The sequence below is a fragment of the Paracholeplasma brassicae genome, assembly GCF_000967915.1.
GTDB lineage: Bacteria > Bacillota_I > Bacilli_A > Acholeplasmatales > UBA5453 > Paracholeplasma > Paracholeplasma brassicae.
This window is the reverse complement of record NC_022549.1, coordinates 1259923-1281334: the sequence shown is the minus strand read 5'-3', so window position 1 is coordinate 1281334 and position 21412 is coordinate 1259923. Positions and strand designations below refer to the sequence as shown.

General features: G+C 35.2%; 22 protein-coding genes and 1 pseudogene. 14 read left to right on the top strand and 9 right to left on the bottom strand.

Annotation, left to right across the window (positions count from 1 at the left end):
• Nucleotides 1-42 precede the first annotated feature (42 nt).
• From heR to BN853_RS05990, 5 genes and pseudogenes are all read right to left on the bottom strand, one after another.
• A pseudogene (gene heR, locus BN853_RS06010) lies at nt 43-534 on the bottom strand (heliorhodopsin HeR); the annotation flags it as partial.
• A gap of 24 nt (nt 535-558) precedes the next feature.
• A complete protein-coding gene (locus tag BN853_RS06005; protein WP_157869943.1) occupies nt 559-1275 on the bottom strand; it encodes a hypothetical protein in 717 nt (238 codons plus the stop codon).
• 2 nt (nt 1276-1277) lie between these two features.
• Nucleotides 1278-2015 carry an ABC transporter permease gene (locus BN853_RS06000; protein ID WP_030005062.1) on the bottom strand — a complete coding sequence of 246 codons (738 nt, stop codon included), beginning with the start codon at nt 2013-2015 and terminating at the stop codon, nt 1278-1280.
• A complete protein-coding gene (locus BN853_RS05995) occupies nt 2015-2866 on the bottom strand; it encodes an ABC transporter ATP-binding protein (RefSeq protein ID WP_030005061.1) in 852 nt (283 codons plus the stop codon). The genes BN853_RS06000 and BN853_RS05995 overlap by 1 nt, the downstream gene beginning before the upstream one ends.
• The gene (locus tag BN853_RS05990; RefSeq protein WP_030005060.1) at nt 2859-3473 is read right to left on the bottom strand and encodes a TetR/AcrR family transcriptional regulator; all 615 of its coding nucleotides are present in this window, start codon (nt 3471-3473) and stop codon (nt 2859-2861) included. The genes BN853_RS05995 and BN853_RS05990 overlap by 8 nt, the downstream gene beginning before the upstream one ends.
• A gap of 212 nt (nt 3474-3685) precedes the next feature.
• Between BN853_RS05990 and pyk the strand changes: the two genes are divergently transcribed.
• From pyk to BN853_RS05930, 12 genes are all read left to right on the top strand, one after another.
• Nucleotides 3686-5104, top strand: a complete 1419-nt coding sequence (gene pyk, locus BN853_RS05985; RefSeq protein WP_030005059.1) for a pyruvate kinase — start codon at nt 3686-3688, stop codon at nt 5102-5104.
• 101 nt (nt 5105-5205) lie between these two features.
• A complete protein-coding gene (locus BN853_RS05980; protein WP_030005058.1) occupies nt 5206-5478 on the top strand; it encodes a hypothetical protein in 273 nt (90 codons plus the stop codon).
• A 449-nt stretch (nt 5479-5927) separates the two neighbouring features.
• Entirely contained in the window at nt 5928-6617 is a 690-nt protein-coding gene (locus BN853_RS05975) for a winged helix-turn-helix domain-containing protein (RefSeq protein ID WP_030005057.1), read from the top strand.
• A 142-nt stretch (nt 6618-6759) separates the two neighbouring features.
• Nucleotides 6760-7701: a substrate-binding domain-containing protein gene (locus tag BN853_RS05970; protein ID WP_030005056.1), complete on the top strand. Its 942-nt coding sequence runs from the start codon at nt 6760-6762 to the stop codon at nt 7699-7701.
• Between the two features lie 49 nt (nt 7702-7750).
• Complete coding sequence (gene pstC, locus BN853_RS05965) at nt 7751-8680, top strand: phosphate ABC transporter permease subunit PstC (RefSeq protein ID WP_030005055.1); 930 nt, start codon at nt 7751-7753, stop codon at nt 8678-8680.
• Entirely contained in the window at nt 8673-9881 is a 1209-nt protein-coding gene (gene pstA, locus BN853_RS05960) for a phosphate ABC transporter permease PstA (protein WP_030005054.1), read from the top strand. The genes pstC and pstA overlap by 8 nt, the downstream gene beginning before the upstream one ends.
• Nucleotides 9874-10632: a phosphate ABC transporter ATP-binding protein PstB gene (gene pstB, locus BN853_RS05955; RefSeq protein WP_030005053.1), complete on the top strand. Its 759-nt coding sequence runs from the start codon at nt 9874-9876 to the stop codon at nt 10630-10632. The genes pstA and pstB overlap by 8 nt, the downstream gene beginning before the upstream one ends.
• A 1-nt stretch (nt 10633) precedes the next feature.
• Nucleotides 10634-11296: a phosphate signaling complex protein PhoU gene (phoU, locus tag BN853_RS05950; RefSeq protein WP_030005052.1), complete on the top strand. Its 663-nt coding sequence runs from the start codon at nt 10634-10636 to the stop codon at nt 11294-11296.
• Between the two features lie 226 nt (nt 11297-11522).
• On the top strand, nt 11523-12533 hold the full coding sequence (gene ribD / locus BN853_RS05945) for a bifunctional diaminohydroxyphosphoribosylaminopyrimidine deaminase/5-amino-6-(5-phosphoribosylamino)uracil reductase RibD (RefSeq protein ID WP_030005051.1): 1011 nt from the start codon (nt 11523-11525) through the stop codon (nt 12531-12533).
• Nucleotides 12530-13705, top strand: coding sequence for a GTP cyclohydrolase II (gene ribA, locus BN853_RS05940; RefSeq protein WP_030005050.1), 1176 nt, complete (start codon nt 12530-12532; stop codon nt 13703-13705). The genes ribD and ribA overlap by 4 nt, the downstream gene beginning before the upstream one ends.
• A 127-nt stretch (nt 13706-13832) precedes the next feature.
• Nucleotides 13833-15446, top strand: a complete 1614-nt coding sequence (locus BN853_RS05935) for a hypothetical protein (protein WP_030005049.1) — start codon at nt 13833-13835, stop codon at nt 15444-15446.
• 8 nt (nt 15447-15454) lie between these two features.
• A complete protein-coding gene (locus BN853_RS05930) occupies nt 15455-15781 on the top strand; it encodes a PadR family transcriptional regulator (RefSeq protein WP_052591308.1) in 327 nt (108 codons plus the stop codon).
• 52 nt (nt 15782-15833) lie between these two features.
• Here BN853_RS05930 and BN853_RS05925 read toward each other — a convergent pair whose 3' ends face one another.
• The 3 genes from BN853_RS05925 to BN853_RS05915 form a co-directional block, all read right to left on the bottom strand.
• Entirely contained in the window at nt 15834-16577 is a 744-nt protein-coding gene (locus tag BN853_RS05925; protein WP_030005047.1) for an alpha/beta hydrolase, read from the bottom strand.
• Nucleotides 16578-16599: 22 nt separating this feature from the next.
• A complete protein-coding gene (locus tag BN853_RS05920) occupies nt 16600-17577 on the bottom strand; it encodes an SPFH domain-containing protein (RefSeq protein ID WP_030005046.1) in 978 nt (325 codons plus the stop codon).
• A 113-nt stretch (nt 17578-17690) separates the two neighbouring features.
• Nucleotides 17691-18137: an ASCH domain-containing protein gene (locus BN853_RS05915; protein WP_030005045.1), complete on the bottom strand. Its 447-nt coding sequence runs from the start codon at nt 18135-18137 to the stop codon at nt 17691-17693.
• A gap of 109 nt (nt 18138-18246) precedes the next feature.
• Between BN853_RS05915 and BN853_RS05910 the strand changes: the two genes are divergently transcribed.
• Complete coding sequence (locus tag BN853_RS05910; protein ID WP_030005044.1) at nt 18247-19470, top strand: BaiN/RdsA family NAD(P)/FAD-dependent oxidoreductase; 1224 nt, start codon at nt 18247-18249, stop codon at nt 19468-19470.
• Nucleotides 19471-19480: 10 nt separating this feature from the next.
• Here the strand turns inward: BN853_RS05910 and BN853_RS05905 are convergent, their stop codons facing one another.
• Nucleotides 19481-20134, bottom strand: coding sequence for a rhomboid family intramembrane serine protease (locus tag BN853_RS05905; RefSeq protein WP_030005043.1), 654 nt, complete (start codon nt 20132-20134; stop codon nt 19481-19483).
• 272 nt (nt 20135-20406) lie between these two features.
• Between BN853_RS05905 and BN853_RS05900 the strand changes: the two genes are divergently transcribed.
• Entirely contained in the window at nt 20407-21390 is a 984-nt protein-coding gene (locus tag BN853_RS05900; protein WP_030005042.1) for an aldo/keto reductase, read from the top strand.
• The last annotated feature ends 22 nt before the right edge of the window (nt 21391-21412 follow it).

Genomic DNA, 21412 nt, shown 5'->3' with positions numbered 1-21412 from the left:
AAAAAATCCTCATTACGAGGATTTTTTATTTGATTTAATTGGTTAAGGCTGCATGGCACCAAACAAGACTAACCAAGCAAGAATTGTTTTTGCAACTAAACTTAAGACAATGTAAGTACGCTCACCATATAGGTAGTTACTCCATTTACCAATTTTTTTGTATTGTAAAATCATGTTGACTGGGAAGGTATTGAATGCAACGAAATAGGTGCCTACAATTGCCCAAACAAACCAAGGGACCATATCAAAGTTACCGGTTCCAAACATATACATTAAGATAACAATCCAAGGCGCTAGCCCAGCGACAGTCCCCCACACGAATGGACTCCAGTCGATCTTATCGCCTTTTTTCTTGTTTTGATTCATTTGTTCCATCACAAGGCCAAAAATGTTCATTAAAGCATTCACAACGAAGATGAGCAGAAGTTATGCTAAATCATAGACGCCGAATAAGGTCGCGATTAAGACAATCATCACTGAGGAGGATAGTGCGTATTCATACCATCTAAATTGATTAATACCAACCATTAGGTCTTTATTGTAGGACGTTTAAACTATTTACGATATTTTCTTTAGTTTCTTTTGATAAAGTATAAACAAGATAGATAAAATCGATAACTCAACGATCAGTCCTAATAGAAAATAGTATAAAGGGTTACCTAAAAATAAGACGGTACTTGTGACATCACTTAGTAATAATCTGAGTGGGAAAAAACCGGGAATGAGGTATAAAAATACTTCTTGCCAGCCTTCAACAAATAGACTGATGATCGGGGCTATCAATAACAAGCCAGCGCTTTTCATTATGACAAAGCCCTCGACTTTGTTAGAGGCAAAAGCACTAATGATTAAAGCGATTATCGGCCCTTGTAAACTGCTTAGTAAGGTGACATAGATAATGGTATACCAAGGCATTTCAAACAAAGAGAATGAAGCAATCATCATTAAGGTACTAATGAGGCCAAAGAAATAGCCAATGAGTAATTTATAGATGACGTAGGTATTTACACCGAGTGGGCTTGTTTTTAAACTAATTAAGACAAAGTCGTCTTTGTCATCAAGTAGTGAAAACCCAATGAGTGCACCAAAGATAAAACCGCCCATCAATACAAATAAAGAAAGCACGAGTAAATAAGCCGTTTTTGGTTGTTGACTTAAGACGTCTTTTAAGAGTAAAGCAAGCAAGGCTAGTATCACCGGGTAAAATAGGAACACTTGGTAAAGTGGGTCTCTAAAGGCTTGTTTTAACTCGGTTTTTAATAAACGATAGAACATCATTACACCCCACTTTGTTTAATGGCACTTTTTTGATAGTTTGGATAGACCACGACCAAGGAAAAAAATACAATATATAAAATTATAGATAGGTAGGCTAGGATTGGAAGAAGTACATCTTTTGAGGTTAGACTTGCCTCAATCAAAATACTAACGGCGTATTGTGGATTAATCAAAAAGAGATAATCAAAGAGTGCATTAGTAAAAAACAAATTACTCGACTTTAAAAAGGTAGGAATCATTAAAAGTAGTGAGTAAGCCATCAAAAAAACAAGCATAGAGGTAAACGACTTCGTTAAAAATGAAAAGAAAAATCCGATGAGGCTATGAAGCCATATTGACAGGATCAATGCCGTAATCAAAATAATAAAATTGATTTCAATTCCTCGTATGATCACAAAAAGCAAGGTTAATAAAAGCGATGTCGTTGTTAAGTGAATGACGTTAGTGATGATTTTTGATTCAATTAAGTGTCTTTTTTTGATTGGTGTTACAAGGAGTGTCGAAACGGTTTGTTCTGACTTCTCAAAAAATAGAATTGATCCAATAAATAAGATTGCCATCATGGTCGCATCCACACTTAATATCATTGGTAAAAATTGATTAAACAGTTGATTGTCTTTGATGATCGATAGAATCACAAACCACAAGAACAATAAAAGAAGCGAAACTAGGTGGATTTTATATTTGATTAGTCTAACAAGTTCGCCAAGAATGAGATAGGACAAGTTCGATTTCATCAGACAATCCTCTCTTTGGTGACTTTGATGAAAATTTCTTCCAAGGTCGTTTCGCCACTATGAATGGTGACGATTTCCTTATGTTTCATCAAGTCAAAGAAGGCTTCGTTAGTTTTGATCGTGGATTGATCAAATGTAACAAGCGTAAGTTGATTATCATCTTTATACTCAACCGTAATGACTTTCTTCCCGTATTTGAGTTTCAAATTCTTAGGGGTATCAATTTCGATGATCCTACCTTCTTTGATAAAGCCGACCCGATCACATAGTTGTTCGACGTCATTCATGATGTGTGTGGTTAAAAAGACCGTACCACCACGTGCTTTAAAATCTAGGATTAAGTCCTTTAAGATTTTAGCGTTTGTTGGGTCAAGGCCATTGGTTGGTTCGTCTAAAAATAAAATTTTCGGGTCATTGATCATAGCTCTCACAAAGTTTAATCTGATCTTCATACCTTTGGAGTACTCGCCTACTTTTTTATCTTTGTCTTCGTAAAGCCCTACTTGTTTTAAGAGTTTATCGGTATCAATGGTCTTTTTATAAAATCGTTTAAAGAACTCGATGTTTTCACTCGCTGTTAGTTTTGAGAAGTGAATCGGCATTTCAAATGAAACACCGACGTCTTGATAAAACGATTCTTTAAAGGTATTTAAGGGTTTATCTAGGTAGTAAATCTCGCCTTCATAACCTTCAAGTAGTTTAATCAAGAGTTTTTGAGTCGTTGATTTTCCTGCGCCTGAAGGCCCTAAGAAGCCAAAAATCTCGCCTTGTTTGACTTCAAAGGAAATCCCTTTGATTGTATCGGTTTGATTTTTTGGGTATCGGTAAGATAAGTCTTTGATTTTAAACATTGAACTTCACCCCGTTTTTCAAGATGTCAATTAAACATTCATTTTTAACTTTAAGTTCATTCTTGGTGTATTTTTCATATAAATAGAACTCGGTGACCAGTTGTGTAAAGAAAGTAACGGCCGCGTGTGATAAGGTTCTAGTGTCAACTTCTTTTCGAATTAAGTTTCTTTCTTTATCGGTATCTATCCATAAATCAAACGTTGTTTTTAGGTCATTCATCCGATTTTGTAAGTCAATGCTGTATTTGACGTAGACCGATTCACTGTGTCTTTTGCCGATGAAAACGAAGGCTTTGTTTTGAGAGGCAAAGTCGATGGCCTTATCAATTAATAACCGAACTCGATCTAAAAAAGGAAGATGATAGGACAAAAAGATACCTTGGAAGTGATCTGTTTTGATGTCCTCGATATAACCGATAATGTACTCGTATAAATCATAGATGTCATTAAAGTATTGATAGAAGCTGCCACGAGGGATTTTTGCGGTTTTGATGATGTTAGCGATAATTGCGTCTTCGACTCTTCGTTCTTGAAACTCCTTTACTGCCGCATTCAAAATGGTGTTTTTTTTCTCTTGAGGTAACTTTATAAAGGTCTCTTTTGGCATGACTTTATCTCCTTTTGTGACACTGTTGTCACTTTCATTATACACCCGATGTCGGTCCATGCCAAATTATTTTTTGACAATTATAAATCAAGTGTGTTAATTCTGAGATAATTTCACCTACACTCAAACAAACCTAAATAAATATGGTAGAATAACTATATAAGAGACGATTGTATTTTATACGATCGCAGTTAAACTTGGGAGGTTATACGATGGATAGAAAAACAAAAATCGTTTGTACGCTAGGTCCCGCGGTGGACACAGACGAAATGATTGAAAAGATGATTTTGACTGGAATGAATGTGGCAAGATTGAATTTCTCGCATGCAAACCACAAAGAACACCAAGAAAGAATCGAACGAATCAGACGTGTTTCTAAGAAGCTTGGACGATACGTCGGTATTTTGGCAGATACAAAAGGGCCTGAGATACGTACTGGCGAATTTGAAAATGGCGCTGCGATGTTCAAAAAAGGCGACATCGTTAAAGTCCACAAAGAAAAAATCATTGGAAACAAAGAACGTTTCCACATCGATTGTGTTGAATTGTTTGATGACATCAGCGTTGGCGATTTCATTTTAATCGACGATGGTAAAATTCGATTGAATATCTTAGAGACGACGGAGGATGTATTAACCTGTGAAATCCAAAATAATGGCGTAATTAAGACTAAAAAAGGTGTAAACGTACCAAACGTGAAGCTATCAATGCCATTTGTTTCTAAAAAGGATAGAGAAGACATTGAGTTTTGCGTGAAGCAAGGCGTTGATATGTTCGCTTTATCATTTGTTAGAAGAAGAGAAGATATTTTAGAAATCAAAGAAATTCTTCACGACCTAAACGCACCTAAAATTGAACTGATTGCTAAAATCGAATCACAAGAAGGTGTGGATGAACTCGAACATATACTTGATGAATGCGATGGCGTCATGGTCGCAAGAGGTGATTTAGGGGTTGAGGTATCAACGTCTTTAGTACCAGTCTATCAAAAGAAAATCATCAAGGTTGCTAATGAAAAAGGTAAACCGGTCATTACGGCGACACACATGTTAGAGTCTATGATGGCAAACCCTAGACCAACAAGAGCGGAAGCTTCTGACGTCGCAAATGCAATTTTAGACGGTAGTGACGCCATTATGTTATCCGGTGAGTCAGCGGCTGGTGATTACCCAGTTGAAGCGGTTGCAACCATGGATTTAATTGCTAAAGCAATTGAACAAAACATTGACTATAATCAACGACTTCAAAAGGCCATATTGACCAGTCAACCGACGGTAAATGATGCCATTGGTATTTCAGTGAGTCAATCCGCTCAAACCTTACCAGAAGTCAAAGCAATTATCGCGTTTACAGAAACTGGTGGAACACCAAAACGTCTATGTAAATTTAGACCATCGGTACCAATCATTGCGGTTGCAAATAACGAAGAGACTTGTCGTAAGTTAACGTATTATTGTGGCATTTTTGCTGCACTAAGAAAAGACTTTACTGACTTTGGTTCTTATGATAAAGTCGCTAAGGAAGTCGCACGTGAGTTCGGCTTACGAAAAGGAGATAAAATCATAATCACCTCAGGTTGGGCTCAAAAACACGGATCGACCAATACGTTACGAATCATCGACGTTTATTAAGAAGTTTAACCGGCTATTTGCCGGTTTTTCTTCATATTAACGATGATTTATTTGACATTCAAATTATAAGTATGTAAAATGGTTAAAAATGAGGTGAAATAATGAATAGTTTTGGTATTGGGTTTACAGCAGTAATCTCCGTTATCTTTTTGATTGGTGTTTTCTTTGTGATAAAGAAAAAAGCGTATAAGTATGTTTTGTCACTAATCTTTTTACTACTTGCGATCGGCTTGTTTCTGTTAACTTTAGGTGAGGATGAGCCAGGTTCTTTTGCGGATTTAATTTACGTCTTATTTGCTGTGGTTTCAACCATACTCTCTGGTATTGTAGCTGGGGTTATCTTTATCATTCAAAGTTTAAAGAAGAATAAGTAGAAAGTAAGTGAGGTTATCTCACTTTTTTCTCAAGTGTTGATAACGCATAAGTTATTGTCATAAATGAAGCAAGTGGTCACTACTTGGATTTTGTATCCAATCGTTTAATGGGTTAAGGACATAAAGATGATCAAGAACCATCTAAGCCCTTTGCTAAGTCATCCTGAGGAATCTTAGAAATATGATTAAAGTCTCATTTTATTCTAACTGAATGTTTTTCATTTTGTAAACTAAAAACGAATGAAGTTTATAAAAAACGATACCATAAAGTTAAATGTTTCTTTAAAAATATTCTACATTGAAAGACTTACGAAAGGATTTATTTGTTATAATGAAAATGCAAGAAGAACATAACACTTATAGTAGTAATCCCCAATTACCCTAAAACTCTAGAGCTTATGTTCTTTTTGTACCAACTGAATTAGCTATATTATATATAAGGAGCATATATGAAGAATATTCTATTAATTTGCAGAGATTTCAGATATTTCGCAGCGCTCATTGATCACTTTGAAAAAGATAAGTTTCAATTTAGAGTTGAGAATTATTCTTTTATCGAAAAGTTACTTCAAGATGATCAACTATATGATTTTGTCTTTTTAGAATTAGATGAAACCTACGATGACAACATCAAGATGATTAGTTTTATTAACGATGAATATTTAGCTCCCTTGTTCGTTTTTTCAAGAGACGATCACGAGCTAGAAAAGAAAGCTTATCACGATCAAGGTGCCGAAGGGTATATCGAAATCCCTTTCTCCTCATTAATCGTGAGCGCGCGAGTGAAGGCGATTGTTGACTTTATGGATAAAAAAAGAAACAACAGTTACACCTTTAAAATTGGACCACTATCAATTGACATTAGAAACCGGACCATTTACAACTACAACAAGAAAATGAAATTGACCATCGTTGAAAGTAAGATATTAAAGATTTTGCTTGAAAACATTGGGTCTGTTGTGCCAAAGGACTTAATCATTAATTACGCATGGCAAAACGATCGTTCGGCAACTGACAATGCGTTAGGGATTCAAATTACACGGTTAAGAAACAAACTTCATTTTTCAAGTGAATTTGAAGTTATCGAGACTATTTGGGGAACTGGGTATAAATTGAATAGTTTAAAAGACTACGAGTAATCAACTTTAAAAAGACAATGACATAATCGTTGTCTTTTTTGTTTTTTACAAGACCTTTACAATAACTTTTCAAAGGATGGTATTTTGAACATCTTTTTTTTTATACAATGAAGCCGTAAAAGAAAAAAGGAGAACATCAAAAATGAAAAAACTGATTTTAATTGCGTTAGTGAGCATTGTGTTTAGTTTGGCGTCTTGTACGTCTAAAGACGATTCATTTAAGTACGAAAGTACAATTACTATTTATACAAGAGATACCTCATCAGGTACTAGAGATGGGTTTATGAATGGTATCGGGTTTTCAGAAGCAGCTAAATCCGACAGCGTCTTAGCACCTAATTTCTTAATTAGAGACAACACAGCAATTGTCAATGCAATGAAGATTGACGAATATGGCATCGGCTACATTTCACTTTCTAGTTTAAATGAGGAAGTTAAAGGGTTAAAATTTAATGGCGTTCAACCAACCGAGGCTAACGTGATGAATAACACCTATGAACTTAAGCGTCCGTTTATGTGGATGACAAGACAAGCAGGTGACTATCCGAGTGAAAAAGTTGAACAATTAGTGAACGCATTTATTGCATTCTTAACAACGACAGATGCACAAGACATTATTAATAACGCAGGTGCGATTGGTCTAAGTGCAACTAAAACATGGGATGACATTAAATCACAATACCCGATTACCTTAGAAGACAATCGTGCGGTAACAATTCGTTTTGGTGGATCGGATTCAATTCAAAAAGTAGCAGAAGCATTAACGAGTGCCTTTAAGGCAAAAGCGGGTAACTTCGTCGCTGAACACGATCATACGGGTTCTTCGGATGGATACAAGCGTACCAATGACCCATCAATTAAAGATACCTCTGTTGGAAAAGACGTTGGTTTTGCATCAAGATATTTCACAGTAAGCGAAACCAAAGACGTGGCAGAAACAAATCGTGGTCAGTTGGCTTGGGATGCAATTGTAGCGATTGTACACAAAGACAACCCGATTAACGATGTGGATGCGGTGATCTTAAAAAATATGTATAGTGGGGCGTTTACTACTTGGCAACAAGTAAGTGATGCAATCAAGTAAATGACAAACAAGGGCATGAAAGATTGCCCTTCTTTTTAGGAGTATAAATATGAATAATCGAACAATTAAAAAAATAGGTAATGAGTCACTGACATGGATTCTAAGGGGATGTACGTATCTATCTGCGTCGTTCATCTTTATTATTATGGCCGTGATTTTGGTTAAAGGATTCATTCCGTTTATTTCATCAAATGCAGGGCTTGGTAGAGTTTCCTTACTGCGATTTTTGATGAACGATACATGGCTGGTTGGTGAAGCATTCAAATCAAATCTTTACGGCGTTGGATTTTTAATTATCTCGACCGTTTACATTGCTTTTTTAGCATTACTGCTGGCGTTTCCGATTGGCGTATTTACAGCCCTTTTTATTGCTCGAATCGCCCCTAGGAAAGTTGCAGAACTCTTTCGGACAATCATCGAAATCTTGGCGAGTATACCGTCGATTATCTATGGTCTATTTGGCTATGGGGTCGTTTTAGAGTTGGTTTATAATTTTAGTAAATTATTTGGCATTCAATCAAAAGGCGGCAATAGTATTTTAGCAACGGTGATTATCTTAGCCTTAATGATCATTCCTACCATCACTACCTTAAGTGAGGTATCGATTCGATCTGTGGATAATAAGTTGGTTGAGGGTTCACTTGCTTTAGGTGCCTCTCAAATGCAAACCAACGTTAAAGTCGTTCTTCAAAAAGCAAAGTCAGGTATATTTTCAAGTGCGATTTTAGGCGTTGGAAGAGCCTTAGGTGAAGCAACGGCGGTTTCAATTGTTGCTGGTGGTAGACAATCAGGGATTACCTTTAATATTTTTGAGTCAACGGGGACTCTAACAACCGCGATGCTTCAAGGTATTAAGGAGACCACCGGCTTAGACTATGACATCAGGTTCTCCGTAGGGATTGTATTAATGGTAGTGATTTTAATCACCAACATTACCTTAAATCAGATTAAGAAAAGGATAGGTAATCTCGATGTTTAGAAAACGAAAAACACACGACCGATTTTACTATAGCCTAACCTATGTCTCGATTGGTTTTACGTTTCTTACGTTATTGTCACTTGTCTTATATGCCCTTGTAAAGGGGTCATCACTCATCAATTTAGACTTAATTAAAAACAACTACGAATCAGTAACCTACATTGGTAGACCAAGTGAGACTGTGGTTAATTGTGACTGTTCTTATGAGACAAAAGACCTGCGTGTCTATTATTCAGAAAAATGGGGTATTGGTTTAACCGATGACACGGATTTAATGGGCAAAACAGTTGTACGTGTGGTTTATTTGGATAAAGCTTCCGTGTTTAACGAGCTTGTTGATAAAGGCATTAGTGAACAACCATTAAGGCTAAAGGTTGATCAAACCATTGTGCGTATTGCTTATTACGATCAAGGATCTTCATTGTCTAGATATGGTGCAAAAAAAATGATCGAGGATTTGGATTTAGTCGATAACTTTAGAGAAGTCGAGTTTCAAGTCCCTGGTGGTGGAATTAGAGGATCAATTGTGACGACGTTGTATTTAATTGTTTGGTCGCTTGTATTTAGTTTACCCATTGGGATTGGGGCAGCGATTTACTTAAATGAGTACCAAAAGCCGAACAGGGTAAATAAGGTGTTACGATCATTGATTGAAATGTTGACTGGTGTACCATCAATCATTTATGGCTTGATGGGCTTAGCCGTATTTGTACCTTTAACAATTAGGTTGACTAGTGCAACAGGTGGAAACCTCATTTCAGGTGCATTGACGATGTCAGTTATTCTATTACCAGTGATTATTAGAACAACCGAAGAATCACTTAAGGTTGTGCCTGATGAATACAGACAAGCGTCCATTGCGCTTGGGGCAACGAAACATCAAACCACATTTAAGATTATTCTTCCAAATGCGTTTGGAGGTATACTGACTGCAACGCTGTTATCGATTGGCCGTATCATTGGTGAATCTGCAGCCTTAGTATTTGCCATCGGTGCAACAATCAAGGATGAGGTAAGTTTGACAACACAAAGTGCGTCACTATCGGTTCATATATGGCAAATGATGAGTGACGAACCAGCCAATGTTGAACTTTCAGCGGCAATCGCACTCATCATCTTATTAATTGTATTAACCTTAAACTTGCTAATCAAACTGATCGCAAGAAAATTCACACTAAAGGGGATAAATAACCATGTCTAATGCTTTATTTCAAGTAAATGACCTAAGAGTCGATTATGGCACGAAAACAGCGCTTGAACATATAAATATGACCATACATAAAAACGAAGTAACTGCACTCATCGGACCATCGGGTTGTGGTAAGACCACGTTTTTACGTACACTAAATCGAATGAATGATTTAATTCAAGGTTGTGAAGTCACAGGTGACATCATGTACCGAAATGAACCAATCTATCACTCAAAAATGGATGTGATTAATCTAAGGAAGCAAGTTGGGATGGTCTTTCAAAAACCAAACCCGTTTCCGATGTCAATTTATGACAATGTTTGTTACGGCAATCGATGTCAGGGTGTCAAAGACAAACGTGAACTTGACCGTATTGTGGTAGAATCACTTAAAAAAGCGGCACTTTATGAGGAAGTAAAAGATCGTCTTAAGGATTCTGCGCTAAGTTTATCTGGTGGGCAGCAACAAAGACTATGTATCGCAAGAGCACTAGCGATTAATCCAGAGGTCCTTTTAATGGATGAACCAACCTCAGCGCTCGATCCAGTGTCAACAGCAAAAATAGAAGAGTTAATAGTTGAGTTAAAAAAAGAATACACCATTGTCATCGTAACGCATAATATGCAACAAGCGGCGAGAATCTCTGATAAAACGGCATTCTTTTTAAATGGTGACTTAGTTGAGCATGATTTAACTGAAAAAATATTTTCATCACCAAAACACAAGAAAACGGAAGACTACATTACAGGAAGGTTTGGATAATATGACAGCAAGAATCACACTCGAACAAGAACTTCAAGAGCTAAAACAATCCGTAAAAGAAATGGCCAGAATTGCCATAGAAAATTTAAAAGAAGGTTTAATTGCATTTAAACAAAATGACTTTGATAAAGCTAAACAAGTCATGAAAAATGATGAATTGGTCGATAACTTAGAAGAAAATATTGCAAAACAAGCAATAAAAATCATCTGGAAAGAACAACCAGTTGCAAAAGACTTGAGGTTTGTCACAGGCATTTTAAAACTGATTACTGACATAGAGCGCATCGGTGATCATGCCTCAGATATTGCAGAAATGACACTGCATTTAACACAAACAAGAAATAATCGAGTCATGCCGATAACAACTCAAATGGCAGAAATTATCGAATCCATGGTTTTAAAATCAATTGATGCATTAATTACACTGGACGAACACTTAGCAAGAACGGTAATCGATGAAGATGATCAGGTTGATGAATTATTTTCAAGATTGATTTATAAAATTACAGAAGAACTCAAAAAAGATGAAATTGATCCCAATGAGGCAATCTATGTGATGATGGTTGCTAAATATTTTGAAAGAGTCGGCGACCACGCAGTTAATATCGCAGAATGGATAATATTTATAACCAATGGTACGCACAAAAACAATCAAATATTTTAAAATAAAAAAAGAAATGGCTATTCATACATAGTCATTTTTTTATATATAAATATATAAGATTTAAATATACATAATTTTATCGATATTTAAAAAGAGAAAAGCATAATAAACAAATGATAATATTGAAAAATAATACCTTAATATAGATTTTCAAGTTTAGTTATTTGACTATCAAAGCATGCTAAGATAAAATAAAGACAGATACCTAACTAGAGGGGGCGATTCAGTGAATAAAGAGTTTATTAATTCGTTGTTTTTAAGAACGAAAAAACAATTCATCGAAAGAAGCGATTCGCCCTATTTTCTAATATTGGAAGTCGATCAAGGCAAATTGAATTATTACAAAATAAATGAACTGAACCTGATTCAGGACAGAGATACCGATTTGTATGTTTCTTTTTTATATGACAACTTAAAACTAAATGAGTGTTTGAAAAGATTAAATAAACCCAGGATTTATATCATGTCAAGTAATGTAGAAATAATAGATTACGCAAATCAATTTTTTTTAGATGATCCTAGATTTAAAGAGCTAAATGAGGTGTATTGTGGCTTATTAAAGCATCGACCATACGTGACGCTTAGTTTTGGTATGTCGCTTGATGGCAAAATAGCAACTAGAACAGGTGATTCAAAGTATATTTCAGGTCAAAAGTCAAGGACGTTTGTTCATCAACTTAGAAATAGTCATGATGCCATATTGGTGGGAATAAATACCGTGATGATTGATCATCCATTGTTGACAACTCGATTAAAAGGGCAATCAAAAGACCCAATTAAAGTAGTTCTCGATAGTGATTTGAAAATCGATTTAAACGAACCTATTTTAAGTCAACTAAATCATACAAAGACCATCATTTTTACAAGTAAGTCAGTTGACTTCGATAAAGTAAGAAAAATAACGGAAAAAGGACATGAAGTCATTTCACTAGATACGGACAATAAGCCATTAGATTTAAAGCGTGTCCTTCAAATTCTAAAAGAAAAAGGCATTCATTCAATGTTGGTTGAGGGTGGCTCGACGATACACTTCTCATTTATTGAAAGTGGTTTGTTTGATCGACTGTTTTCGACCATATCTCCAATCATTATTGGAGGCATGACTGCAAAAAGTGCAGTTGAAGGTGTTGGATTTGAAACATTAAAAGAAAGTTGTAAATTAGATTTTAACAAAGTGATTAAACGAGGCAGTGATTACATAATCAAGGCCACGCCAAGAAAAGAGGGAGACATATGATTACGTTTTTAACAGTTAAAGAAGGCTTAGCAATTTTGAAAGAAAAGAACAAGATTATCTTAGTAGATGATGAAAATTTGGAAAATGAAACGTACTACGCTGGATTCGGACAAAACATTAGTGAACTTGCACTGACTGAATGGTTAACTTATAAAGCTCGAATTTGTGTGGACTATGAACGATTTGGTGAAGTCACGAATATTAAGAAAAATAGTACACTTGAATACGATGAAGATTACGCAAGTATCTCAGCAAAAAAAGTCGATCATGGATTCAAGGCACTGGGGTTCAAAGAAACCATTGAGTTATTATTAGATTCAAGTAAAAAATTTGATTCCTTTAACTTATCAGGCTCATTTCCGTTATTAGCAACCAAACAAGGTGGTCTATTAAAACGTGCTGCACCGGCTGAAGCAATCATTGATCTTGCACGTATGGCAAATGTACCTACGGTTTGCTTAGCTTCTTTAAATACCGATGATAAAGGGCAACAAGTGCTCTTAAAAGACTTAGAAAAGTCAAAAAAAGAGTTTCAAGTATTAAAAATATCTGATATTATTTACGAAAGACGCCAAAATGAAATTCTAATTGAGAAAGTGGCAGAAGCGAAAATGCCAACGCGGTATGGCGAATTCAAAATGATCGGATTTATTAATAAACTGAATGGTGAACATCACGTGGCTTTAGTTAAAGGTGATGTTACAACAGACGAGCCAGTGTTAATGAGGGTTCACTCTGAATGCTTAACCGGAGATTCTTTTGGTTCAAAGCGTTGCGATTGTGGTGAACAATTGCATACCGCTATGAGACGAATTGAAAAAGCAGGTAGAGGTATCATTCTCTACATGAGACAAGAAGGTAGAGGTATCGGTCTAATTAACAAGATTAGAGCTTACGCCCTACAAGATCAAGGTCTTGATACCGTAGAAGCTAATCTAGCACTTGGTTTTCCAGATGATCTAAGAGATTATGGGATTGGTGCTCAAATGTTAGTAGAACTGGGTGTCAAGAAAATTAGATTAATGACAAATAATCCTAAAAAGATACACGGGTTATCAGGCTATGGGATTGAGATTACAAATCGTGTGAAAATCCAATTAAATCATAATGAGAAAAATGAATTTTACATGAAAACCAAAAAAGAAAAAATGGGACACATGCTTGATTTCTAATTAATTGAATCGTAAAGAAGAAAAAATGAACCCTTTGGCTGGTTCATTCTTTTTTTTGTTATACCTTGACAGATTAGGTATGACAGTGATATTATTTATACATAAACAGATTAGGTATGGAGGGCATATGGAAAAACAAATTAGAAATTACGTTAACCACTATTTTAGATTTGATCATAGAGAGGGGTTAGAAGACTTAAAAGAAGAGATTATTTCAAATTTGATTGATCGTTACAATTCATTGATCGAAGATGGGGAAAAACAGGAAAAAGCCTACGTTGAATCAATTAAATCAATGGGTGACTTTCAAGCACCACAAAATGAGGATGTGCCATTAGAGTTTCAAAGATCAACACCAGCATTACCAGAGTATGCACTGATTACATCAGTCATATTTGCCATATTTTCAACAATTTTACTGATAATTAATGGGGCCATTGGTGCGATTTTTACCGCTTTTAGCATTTCACTGTACGCGGTTGGGAGTTACTATCTTTATGCAAAAGCCATGCATGTGAAGTCAGCTGATATGGATATTGAACTTTATAAGGCGTATCTAAGAAAAATATTCAAATACATGAAGACTTGTTTTTCATTTTGGACCTTTAATTTAGCATTCATTTCAGCCGTTATCATACAATCGATTGCTACTTTTTTAACAGGCTTTATGCAGCTTGATAATCAAATAAGTCCAGATCAGCTATTAAATCTAGTAGGCGTCTTCATCATGATTAGTATTATTTCATTTGTTTTAACATTTGTTGTGTTTACAATCATTTCATACAAGATATACATGCGTTTGAAATACAAGTATTATCTTTTGACTGGTGAAAAACAAATTAAAGGAAAGCTTAAAGACACCTTAGACTTTATGAAAGACACCGAAGATAGTAAAATGGATAGTATTTATCTTGTGTTGATTTATGTATTTGGGGTCTTCATTAACGCAGTTGGTTATTTGGTAAATACGATTATACAAACAAAAAGTGGTCAATGGAATAACCCTTTTATAACACAAATATTTAAAATGATCACGTTGGAATTTGGTTACGGACTTCTACTATTAATAGGACCTATTGGAGTTATTTTCTCCTTTATATGGTATTACAAGAAGAACAAAAACATTTGGGTGATTTTAACCGCTTTTATTATTCAGTTCGTAACAACGTCTTTTTCTATTATCATGCTTAGCAATCCGGCAAAAGAAGTCACGATGTCAGTTAATATCATTGGTCAGGCACTGGTCTTGCTACCTGGGGTCCTATCAATGTTCTATGGTTTGTTCAAAATAATACCGTATCTCGTTAAAAATCATAAAACAATCCTCAAACACATCCGGATGGAATACATCTATCTATATCTTGTAACAGGCTTATTGCCGACTTTAATTCTAGCAATTATGCCTATTACGATCGAAAATATGAATGAAGATACCGAAATTTCAACACGTTATATCAACTCGTTTATCGGTATGGAGACTAATCTATTCTATTCAGGGGTTATTTTGGTTTCGGTTTTATCAATTCTGATTCTAAGCTCAATCGGATTAAAGAGAAACAATAAAATTCTACTTAGTTTACAACCGATTGTCTTTAATGTTTTTTTATTATCAATCAATTTCATAATAGACGATCATTTGTATTTTATGTTTAATCGTGGAAGTGCAGCTGTCTTGGTCCTAATTAGTATTACCTCAAGTTTAATCTATTTGTCATATCGTACAATAAAAAGGTATCGATAGGTTAGCATATGAACTTATATGGAGACTTACTGAGGGGTCATACGGACGCCATTATATTGTCAATCCTTCGAAAAAGCGATTCCTATGGGTATGAAATCAATCAAACAATCAGAGAACGTTCAAATCATCTGTTTGAATTAACGGAAGCGACGCTTTATACCGCCTTTAAGCGTCTAGAACAACAAGGGTTGATTTCATCCTATTGGATGGAAGGAAACAATCAAGTTAAACGAAAATATTATTCAATCACTACGATGGGCAAGATACAGTTAGAAGAAAAGATACAAGCATTTATAGAAACGACACAAATACTAGAAGTATTTCTTAAAAAATAAAAAAACCACTCAATTGACAAGAGATAAACTCTCTTACAATCGAGTGGCTTTTTTACTTATCGAACATGAATTTCAATGCTTTTTGAATGTATGTATCCCAAAAATCCCAATTATGATCACCATCGGATTCTTCATAAACAAAAGGAATCCCCAAGTTTTCTAAGTGTTTTTTAAACGCGAGATTATCTTGATATAAGAAATCTTGTTTACCGCATGAAAAATAGAGTTCAGGAAGCGTGGTCTTACAAGAAGATGCTAAAAAGTGTAAGTCATTTGGTGTGTCTTTTGAAGTTTCAAAACCGAAAATCGAATCAAATGCCCCTTTTCTAGGTGCGGTTTGATTTAATTTCCTCATGGTTTCAACGTTCATTGCACCAGAAAAACTGGCTGCTTTATGGTAACGTTCAGGGTAAGTAAGTGCGGCCTTAAATGCACCATAACCACCCATTGATAAACCCGCTATGTAGCGATTTTCTTTTTTTCTTGAGACACTGAAAGTCGATTCAATGAAGGTGGGTAATTCTTTTGTATAATAATCAAAGTAACCATACCCATAAACGGCATTTGAATAGTAACTGTTATGCATTGAAGGCATCACGACCATCACTCTGTAGTTTCTTAAGTATCGCTCCAACCCGGTTAACTTAATCCAATCCATGGATGAACCGCTATAACCGTGTAAAAGATAAAGGACTTTAAGTTCCTCATCTTGCTTGATGTCTTGTGGCATTAAAATCGATAATTGCATGTTTTGTTGTAAGATTGCAGAGCCAAATTCAACTTGTAAAAAAGCCATTTTAAATCTCCTTTTTTATTAACTAGGGGTTAATGATAATACCAGTACCATCTGTAATGACTTCTGGTAACTTACCATCCCAAGTATCGTAGTATAGTTGCTTAACGATAATTTCAGCAATTTCTTGAATTGTCAAATATCCATAAACTTCTGGTGTTGAGGTGTCTTGTGATTCTTCAAATTGCAGGACGTACATTTGTTTGATGGCATTAACGGTAACTGAGTTTAAAATGATTTGAGCTTCTGCGTTACCTTCGGCACGAATTTTCGCAACTTCAGCTTCGTTTTCTGCACGAATGATGGCGGTTAAAGCTTCAACTTCAGCACGTTGTTTTTCTTGCTCAGCGATTTCAATCATTTGAATCGCTTCTGCCTTGTTTTGAATAATCTCTTCAATTCTTGATCCTGCATCAATGTCATCAAACGAGCCTGAAACGACTGTGACGTTATATCTTTCTTTTAACGTCGTACTTAATACGGTTACGAATTGAGACCGAACCTCTTCAAGCTTGTTACCTAAGACTTCATAAATGTCAAACTGAGTCGTAACCGATTGAAGTATCTCTTTGGTCAGTGAGTTTAGTTGTTCTGCAGATATCGTTGTGTTGCCTGCACGTCTGTAAAAATTTGCAGCATCTGTCGTATCAACGTAGTAGACAAGTGTGATTTCGAATACCGCGTAAATGGCATCGAATGTTTGACCAGCTACCGACAGGTTGGCGGTTCTATTCGTTGTTGAAACGTGTTTTACCTCAGTAAATAATGACTTAAAGTGGATGCCTTCATCAAGCGTTCTATTTTGAATACCACCGTTAAATGGATCGTATAAGACGCCCGTTTCGTTGGCATCGACTTTTACAATCATGCCAGGTAATACGAGTAAAAATGCGAAAACCGACAAAATCATTTTTTTGTTTAATCGCCATTTCTTTTCTTCCGTAATACCTAGGACAAAAAGTAGAATAACAAATAATCCAATGGATAATACTAAATAAATCATAATTTGATCTCCTTTATTGATGTTTCTTTATTAAAATACTATCATATTTTTAACATTATGTCATTATAAAAATAAAAAAAAATCGTCCAAATCGGACGATTGAATCAAATTTGTTATCCCTTGTAGAAAACCTCAAATTCCTCAAGCACAATCAACATATCGTGATCGAAACTCAAGTGATATTTTCTAAGTTGTTCTTTAAAAAATGCCATTTGAATTTTACGCCAAGAGGTAAGTGTGGCATCACCAAGGCACTCGTTTTTTGCGTGTGCCGAATTAACATCAATAAATGGTGAGATTTTGACGCCATGTGTTTTTAATATACATGATGCTTGGCCATCCTCGTTTAATAAAATCGTCCATTGGTTAATCTCTGGTAAATCAATCTCTTCTAATTCATAAAGACAATATAAGCTCGAATGTGCAGTTTTTAAGCCTGATTGTGTTAGTTCAAATAACGTTCTTGACTGAAAATTCCCATAAGAAAAAATGCGATACGTCTCTTTCTTATGGACGGGATGAGCTTCTAAAAATGTTTGCCATAATTCTTTTGGGGTCACAATATCACCTCAGTAGTCATATATAGATATTATAACACAGTTTTATATTTGTATGCCATACATGCCAAAAATAGAAATGTGCTATAATAGAAACTTAGGAAGTGATGAGATGATCTATGATGTGATAATTATTGGTGGAGGACCAGCAGGATTAATGAGTGCCTCTGTGTTTGAAGAAAATCAATTGAATTACTTATTACTAGAAAAAAATGACAAAGTAGGAAAAAAGATACTGTTGACAGGCGGAAAAAAATGCAATGTAACGAACAATCTGTCAAATGACCAATTTATTCAAGCCTTAAACGTTAAACACAAACGATTTTTATATAAAGCTTTAAGTGAGTTTGGGCCTAAAGAAATCATTAATTATTTCAAGCAGCAAGGCCTTGAATTAGTGCTTCAAGAAAATTTTAAATATTTTCCAAAAACAATGAAAAGTGCGTCTGTTCTTGAAGTGTTTTTAAATCAAATCAATCGAGAAAGAATCAAATTTAATCATGGCGTAAAATCCATTGAAAGAATGGGTGACAATTATTTGATTAAAACATCTAATGACGCCTTCATGTCGAAAAATGTGATTATATCAACTGGATCGAATGCGTATCCTACCACCGGTTCAAGTGGGGACGGATTAGCTTTCGCAAAAAAACTAGACATGAAAACAATACCTTTTTCACCGGCTGAAACCTATGTTTATTCAAAACAAGTTGTTTCACAGTACGGTGACTTTCAAGGCGTTAGCTTTAACACAACGCTAAAAATCGTCGGTTCTAAAAAAACATTTGAAGGCGGACTATTATTCACACATTTTGGTTTATCTGGACCTTTAATATTACATGCTTCTGAATTGTTTCATGAACATATAACACATGAGGGTAGTTTGAAGGTATCGATTATTTTGTCTGAACTTTCAAAAGAAGAAGTAATTAACCAGTTTAATGAGGCAGTAGATAAGAATGAGTTACTATTAAAAACTTTGGAACAAGTGACAACAAAAAAAGTCTCCAAGCGAATCATGGAAGATTTAAATCTATCGAATTTGAAATTAAAAGAAATTTCAAAAAAAGATTTAAACAAACTTATTGCTTATCTTACGGATTTTCAAGTTGAAATCGATCGAGTTGAGGATAAGGAAAAAGCCTTTGTTAATGCGGGTGGAATTGATACAAAAGAGTTAGATCCATCGACTTTTGAATCAAGGAAGCATCAAGGGTTGTATTTTGTTGGTGAAACCGTTGATCTTCAAGGACCGATTGGCGGATTTAATATCACGATTGCACTAACGACCTCTAGGTTAGCATCTTATTCAATTGTAAAAAAAATAAACCGATGAGCAAGAAGGCTCATCGGTTTTGTTCATTTAGGACATTGATGTATTTTTCTTTGGTTAACTTGTTTCGATAATCGGGTCTTTTAGGTGAAAGTAGAAGAATCAACAACAAACCAGCGACCAGTCCGCCTAAATGGCCTAAGATGGAAATATTAGGAACAATGAATGTAAAGATGACGTTTAATATCATCAGTTGTCTAATGTTTCTGATTTGATGATCGGAGAACCAATGCGTTCGAATAAACGTCAACATCAATAGACCAGCCATGACGCCATAGATAGCACCACTTGCGCCAATTGTGATACTCATGACTTCTCCAAAATAAGTAATGACGATTGAGGAAATCAATCCTGAGACCAAATAGAGGATTAGATAATTGATCGAACCGATCAATCGTTCTAAATAGGCACCAAGTTGATATAAAACAAAGTTGTTCATCAAGAAATGGATGATGCTGCCGTGCAAAAACATTGCGAGTATTAAACGGTGGTACTCTTGATTATCGATGATGTAAGGTGGGAATATGGCACCTAATTTAAGAAGTACAGCTGTTGTAAAACCACCGAAAAGATAGGTAACGATTAACATTAGTAGATTCAATCCAATAAGTATGGTATTCACTGGATGAAATAGAAAGTATGTTTTTAAGTTTTTAGTAAATGACATTATAATCTCTCCTTTATAAAATCATACCATAAAACATAATCATTCATAATTTAATCGTATAATTGTCAAAAAAATACCATTATTAAGATAACATATATATATTAAAAATCGATTTGATGCCTTAACAAAGACAATATAGTAGATATATTTCATAATAAACTAGCGTTTATATATATGTTTATACATAATAATCAAATTATAAATCGGGTTAATTTCTACGAGAATCATCGTTTGAGTAAAGATTGTTGTATAATAGTAATAGAGGTGATTCTATGAAGATAAGACAATTAGGAAAAACAGGTTTTATGGTCTCTGAGGTTGCTTTAGGGACTTGGCAACTCGGTGGTGGTTGGGGAACGCCATTTAATCACGAACTTGCAAAAGAAACACTAACTGAGGCAACAAAAAACGAAGTGAATTGCTTTGACACAGCGGATGTTTATTCAGGTGGACTTTCTGAAGAAGCAATTGGTCAATTTACTCAGTCAATGGATGAAAAACCAGTTGTGATTACAAAACTTGGAAGACGATTAGAAAGACAAGACAAAGATTTATATACAAAAGAAAACATGCGTGAGTTTATTCTTGGTTCAATTAAAAGATTAAAAGTAAGTCAATTAGATCTTGTCTTACTGCACTGTCCACCAAGTGATCTATACGATGAACCAAAAGTATTTGAAGCCCTTGATTCATTTAAAGTTGAAGGGTTGATAAAAAATTACGGTGTTTCAATCGAAAAAGTCGAAGATGGCATAAAAGCAATGAAATACGAAGGAGTCTCGGCAATCGAGGTTATCTTTAATATGTTTCGTTTAAAACCACTTGAGAAGTTATTTCCAATGGCAAAAGAAAAAAACGTCGGCATTATTGTGCGTGTCCCATTAGCGAGTGGTTTGTTGACAGGTAAGTATACATCTAAGACGACCTTCAATGAAAAGGACCATCGTACGTTTAATCGAGATGGACAATCGTTTGATAAGGGCGAAACATTTTCTGGCGTTGACTTCGATTTGGGGCTAAAAGCGGTTGAAGCGCTCAAGGATTTGTTTCAAACAGATAATTTAATTCCTTATGCTTTAAAATACATTCTAATGTTTGATGCGGTTTCTACGGTAATTCCAGGGGCTTCAAAGCCTTATCAAGTCAAGCAAAACATCGAGGCGATTAACTTAGCGCCATTATCTATGGATCAAATGAATCAGGTAAAAGCGATTTATGATAAATACATAAAGCCCAGTGTTCATCCGTTATGGTAAACACCTTTTTCAAGCCGAGAAA

Bases quoted from the DNA above. Each gene is read 5' to 3' on its own strand.
- BN853_RS06005 (WP_157869943.1), bottom strand. From the start codon at position 1,275: ATGTTCTATCGTTTATTAAAAACCGAGTTAAAACAAGCCTTTAGAGAC.
- BN853_RS06000 (WP_030005062.1), bottom strand. From the start codon at position 2,015: ATGAAATCGAACTTGTCCTATCTCATTCTTGGCGAACTTGTTAGACTA.
- BN853_RS05995 (WP_030005061.1), bottom strand. From the start codon at position 2,866: ATGTTTAAAATCAAAGACTTATCTTACCGATACCCAAAAAATCAAACC.
- BN853_RS05990 (WP_030005060.1), bottom strand. From the start codon at position 3,473: ATGCCAAAAGAGACCTTTATAAAGTTACCTCAAGAGAAAAAAAACACC.
- pyk (WP_030005059.1), top strand. From the start codon at position 3,686: ATGGATAGAAAAACAAAAATCGTTTGTACGCTAGGTCCCGCGGTGGAC.
- BN853_RS05980 (WP_030005058.1), top strand. From the start codon at position 5,206: ATGAATAGTTTTGGTATTGGGTTTACAGCAGTAATCTCCGTTATCTTT.
- BN853_RS05975 (WP_030005057.1), top strand. From the start codon at position 5,928: ATGAAGAATATTCTATTAATTTGCAGAGATTTCAGATATTTCGCAGCG.
- BN853_RS05970 (WP_030005056.1), top strand. From the start codon at position 6,760: ATGAAAAAACTGATTTTAATTGCGTTAGTGAGCATTGTGTTTAGTTTG.
- pstC (WP_030005055.1), top strand. From the start codon at position 7,751: ATGAATAATCGAACAATTAAAAAAATAGGTAATGAGTCACTGACATGG.
- pstA (WP_030005054.1), top strand. From the start codon at position 8,673: ATGTTTAGAAAACGAAAAACACACGACCGATTTTACTATAGCCTAACC.
- pstB (WP_030005053.1), top strand. From the start codon at position 9,874: ATGTCTAATGCTTTATTTCAAGTAAATGACCTAAGAGTCGATTATGGC.
- phoU (WP_030005052.1), top strand. From the start codon at position 10,634: ATGACAGCAAGAATCACACTCGAACAAGAACTTCAAGAGCTAAAACAA.
- ribA (WP_030005050.1), top strand. From the start codon at position 12,530: ATGATTACGTTTTTAACAGTTAAAGAAGGCTTAGCAATTTTGAAAGAA.
- BN853_RS05935 (WP_030005049.1), top strand. From the start codon at position 13,833: ATGGAAAAACAAATTAGAAATTACGTTAACCACTATTTTAGATTTGAT.
- BN853_RS05930 (WP_052591308.1), top strand. From the start codon at position 15,455: ATGAACTTATATGGAGACTTACTGAGGGGTCATACGGACGCCATTATA.
- BN853_RS05925 (WP_030005047.1), bottom strand. From the start codon at position 16,577: ATGGCTTTTTTACAAGTTGAATTTGGCTCTGCAATCTTACAACAAAAC.
- BN853_RS05920 (WP_030005046.1), bottom strand. From the start codon at position 17,577: ATGATTTATTTAGTATTATCCATTGGATTATTTGTTATTCTACTTTTT.
- BN853_RS05910 (WP_030005044.1), top strand. From the start codon at position 18,247: ATGATCTATGATGTGATAATTATTGGTGGAGGACCAGCAGGATTAATG.
- BN853_RS05905 (WP_030005043.1), bottom strand. From the start codon at position 20,134: ATGTCATTTACTAAAAACTTAAAAACATACTTTCTATTTCATCCAGTG.
- BN853_RS05900 (WP_030005042.1), top strand. From the start codon at position 20,407: ATGAAGATAAGACAATTAGGAAAAACAGGTTTTATGGTCTCTGAGGTT.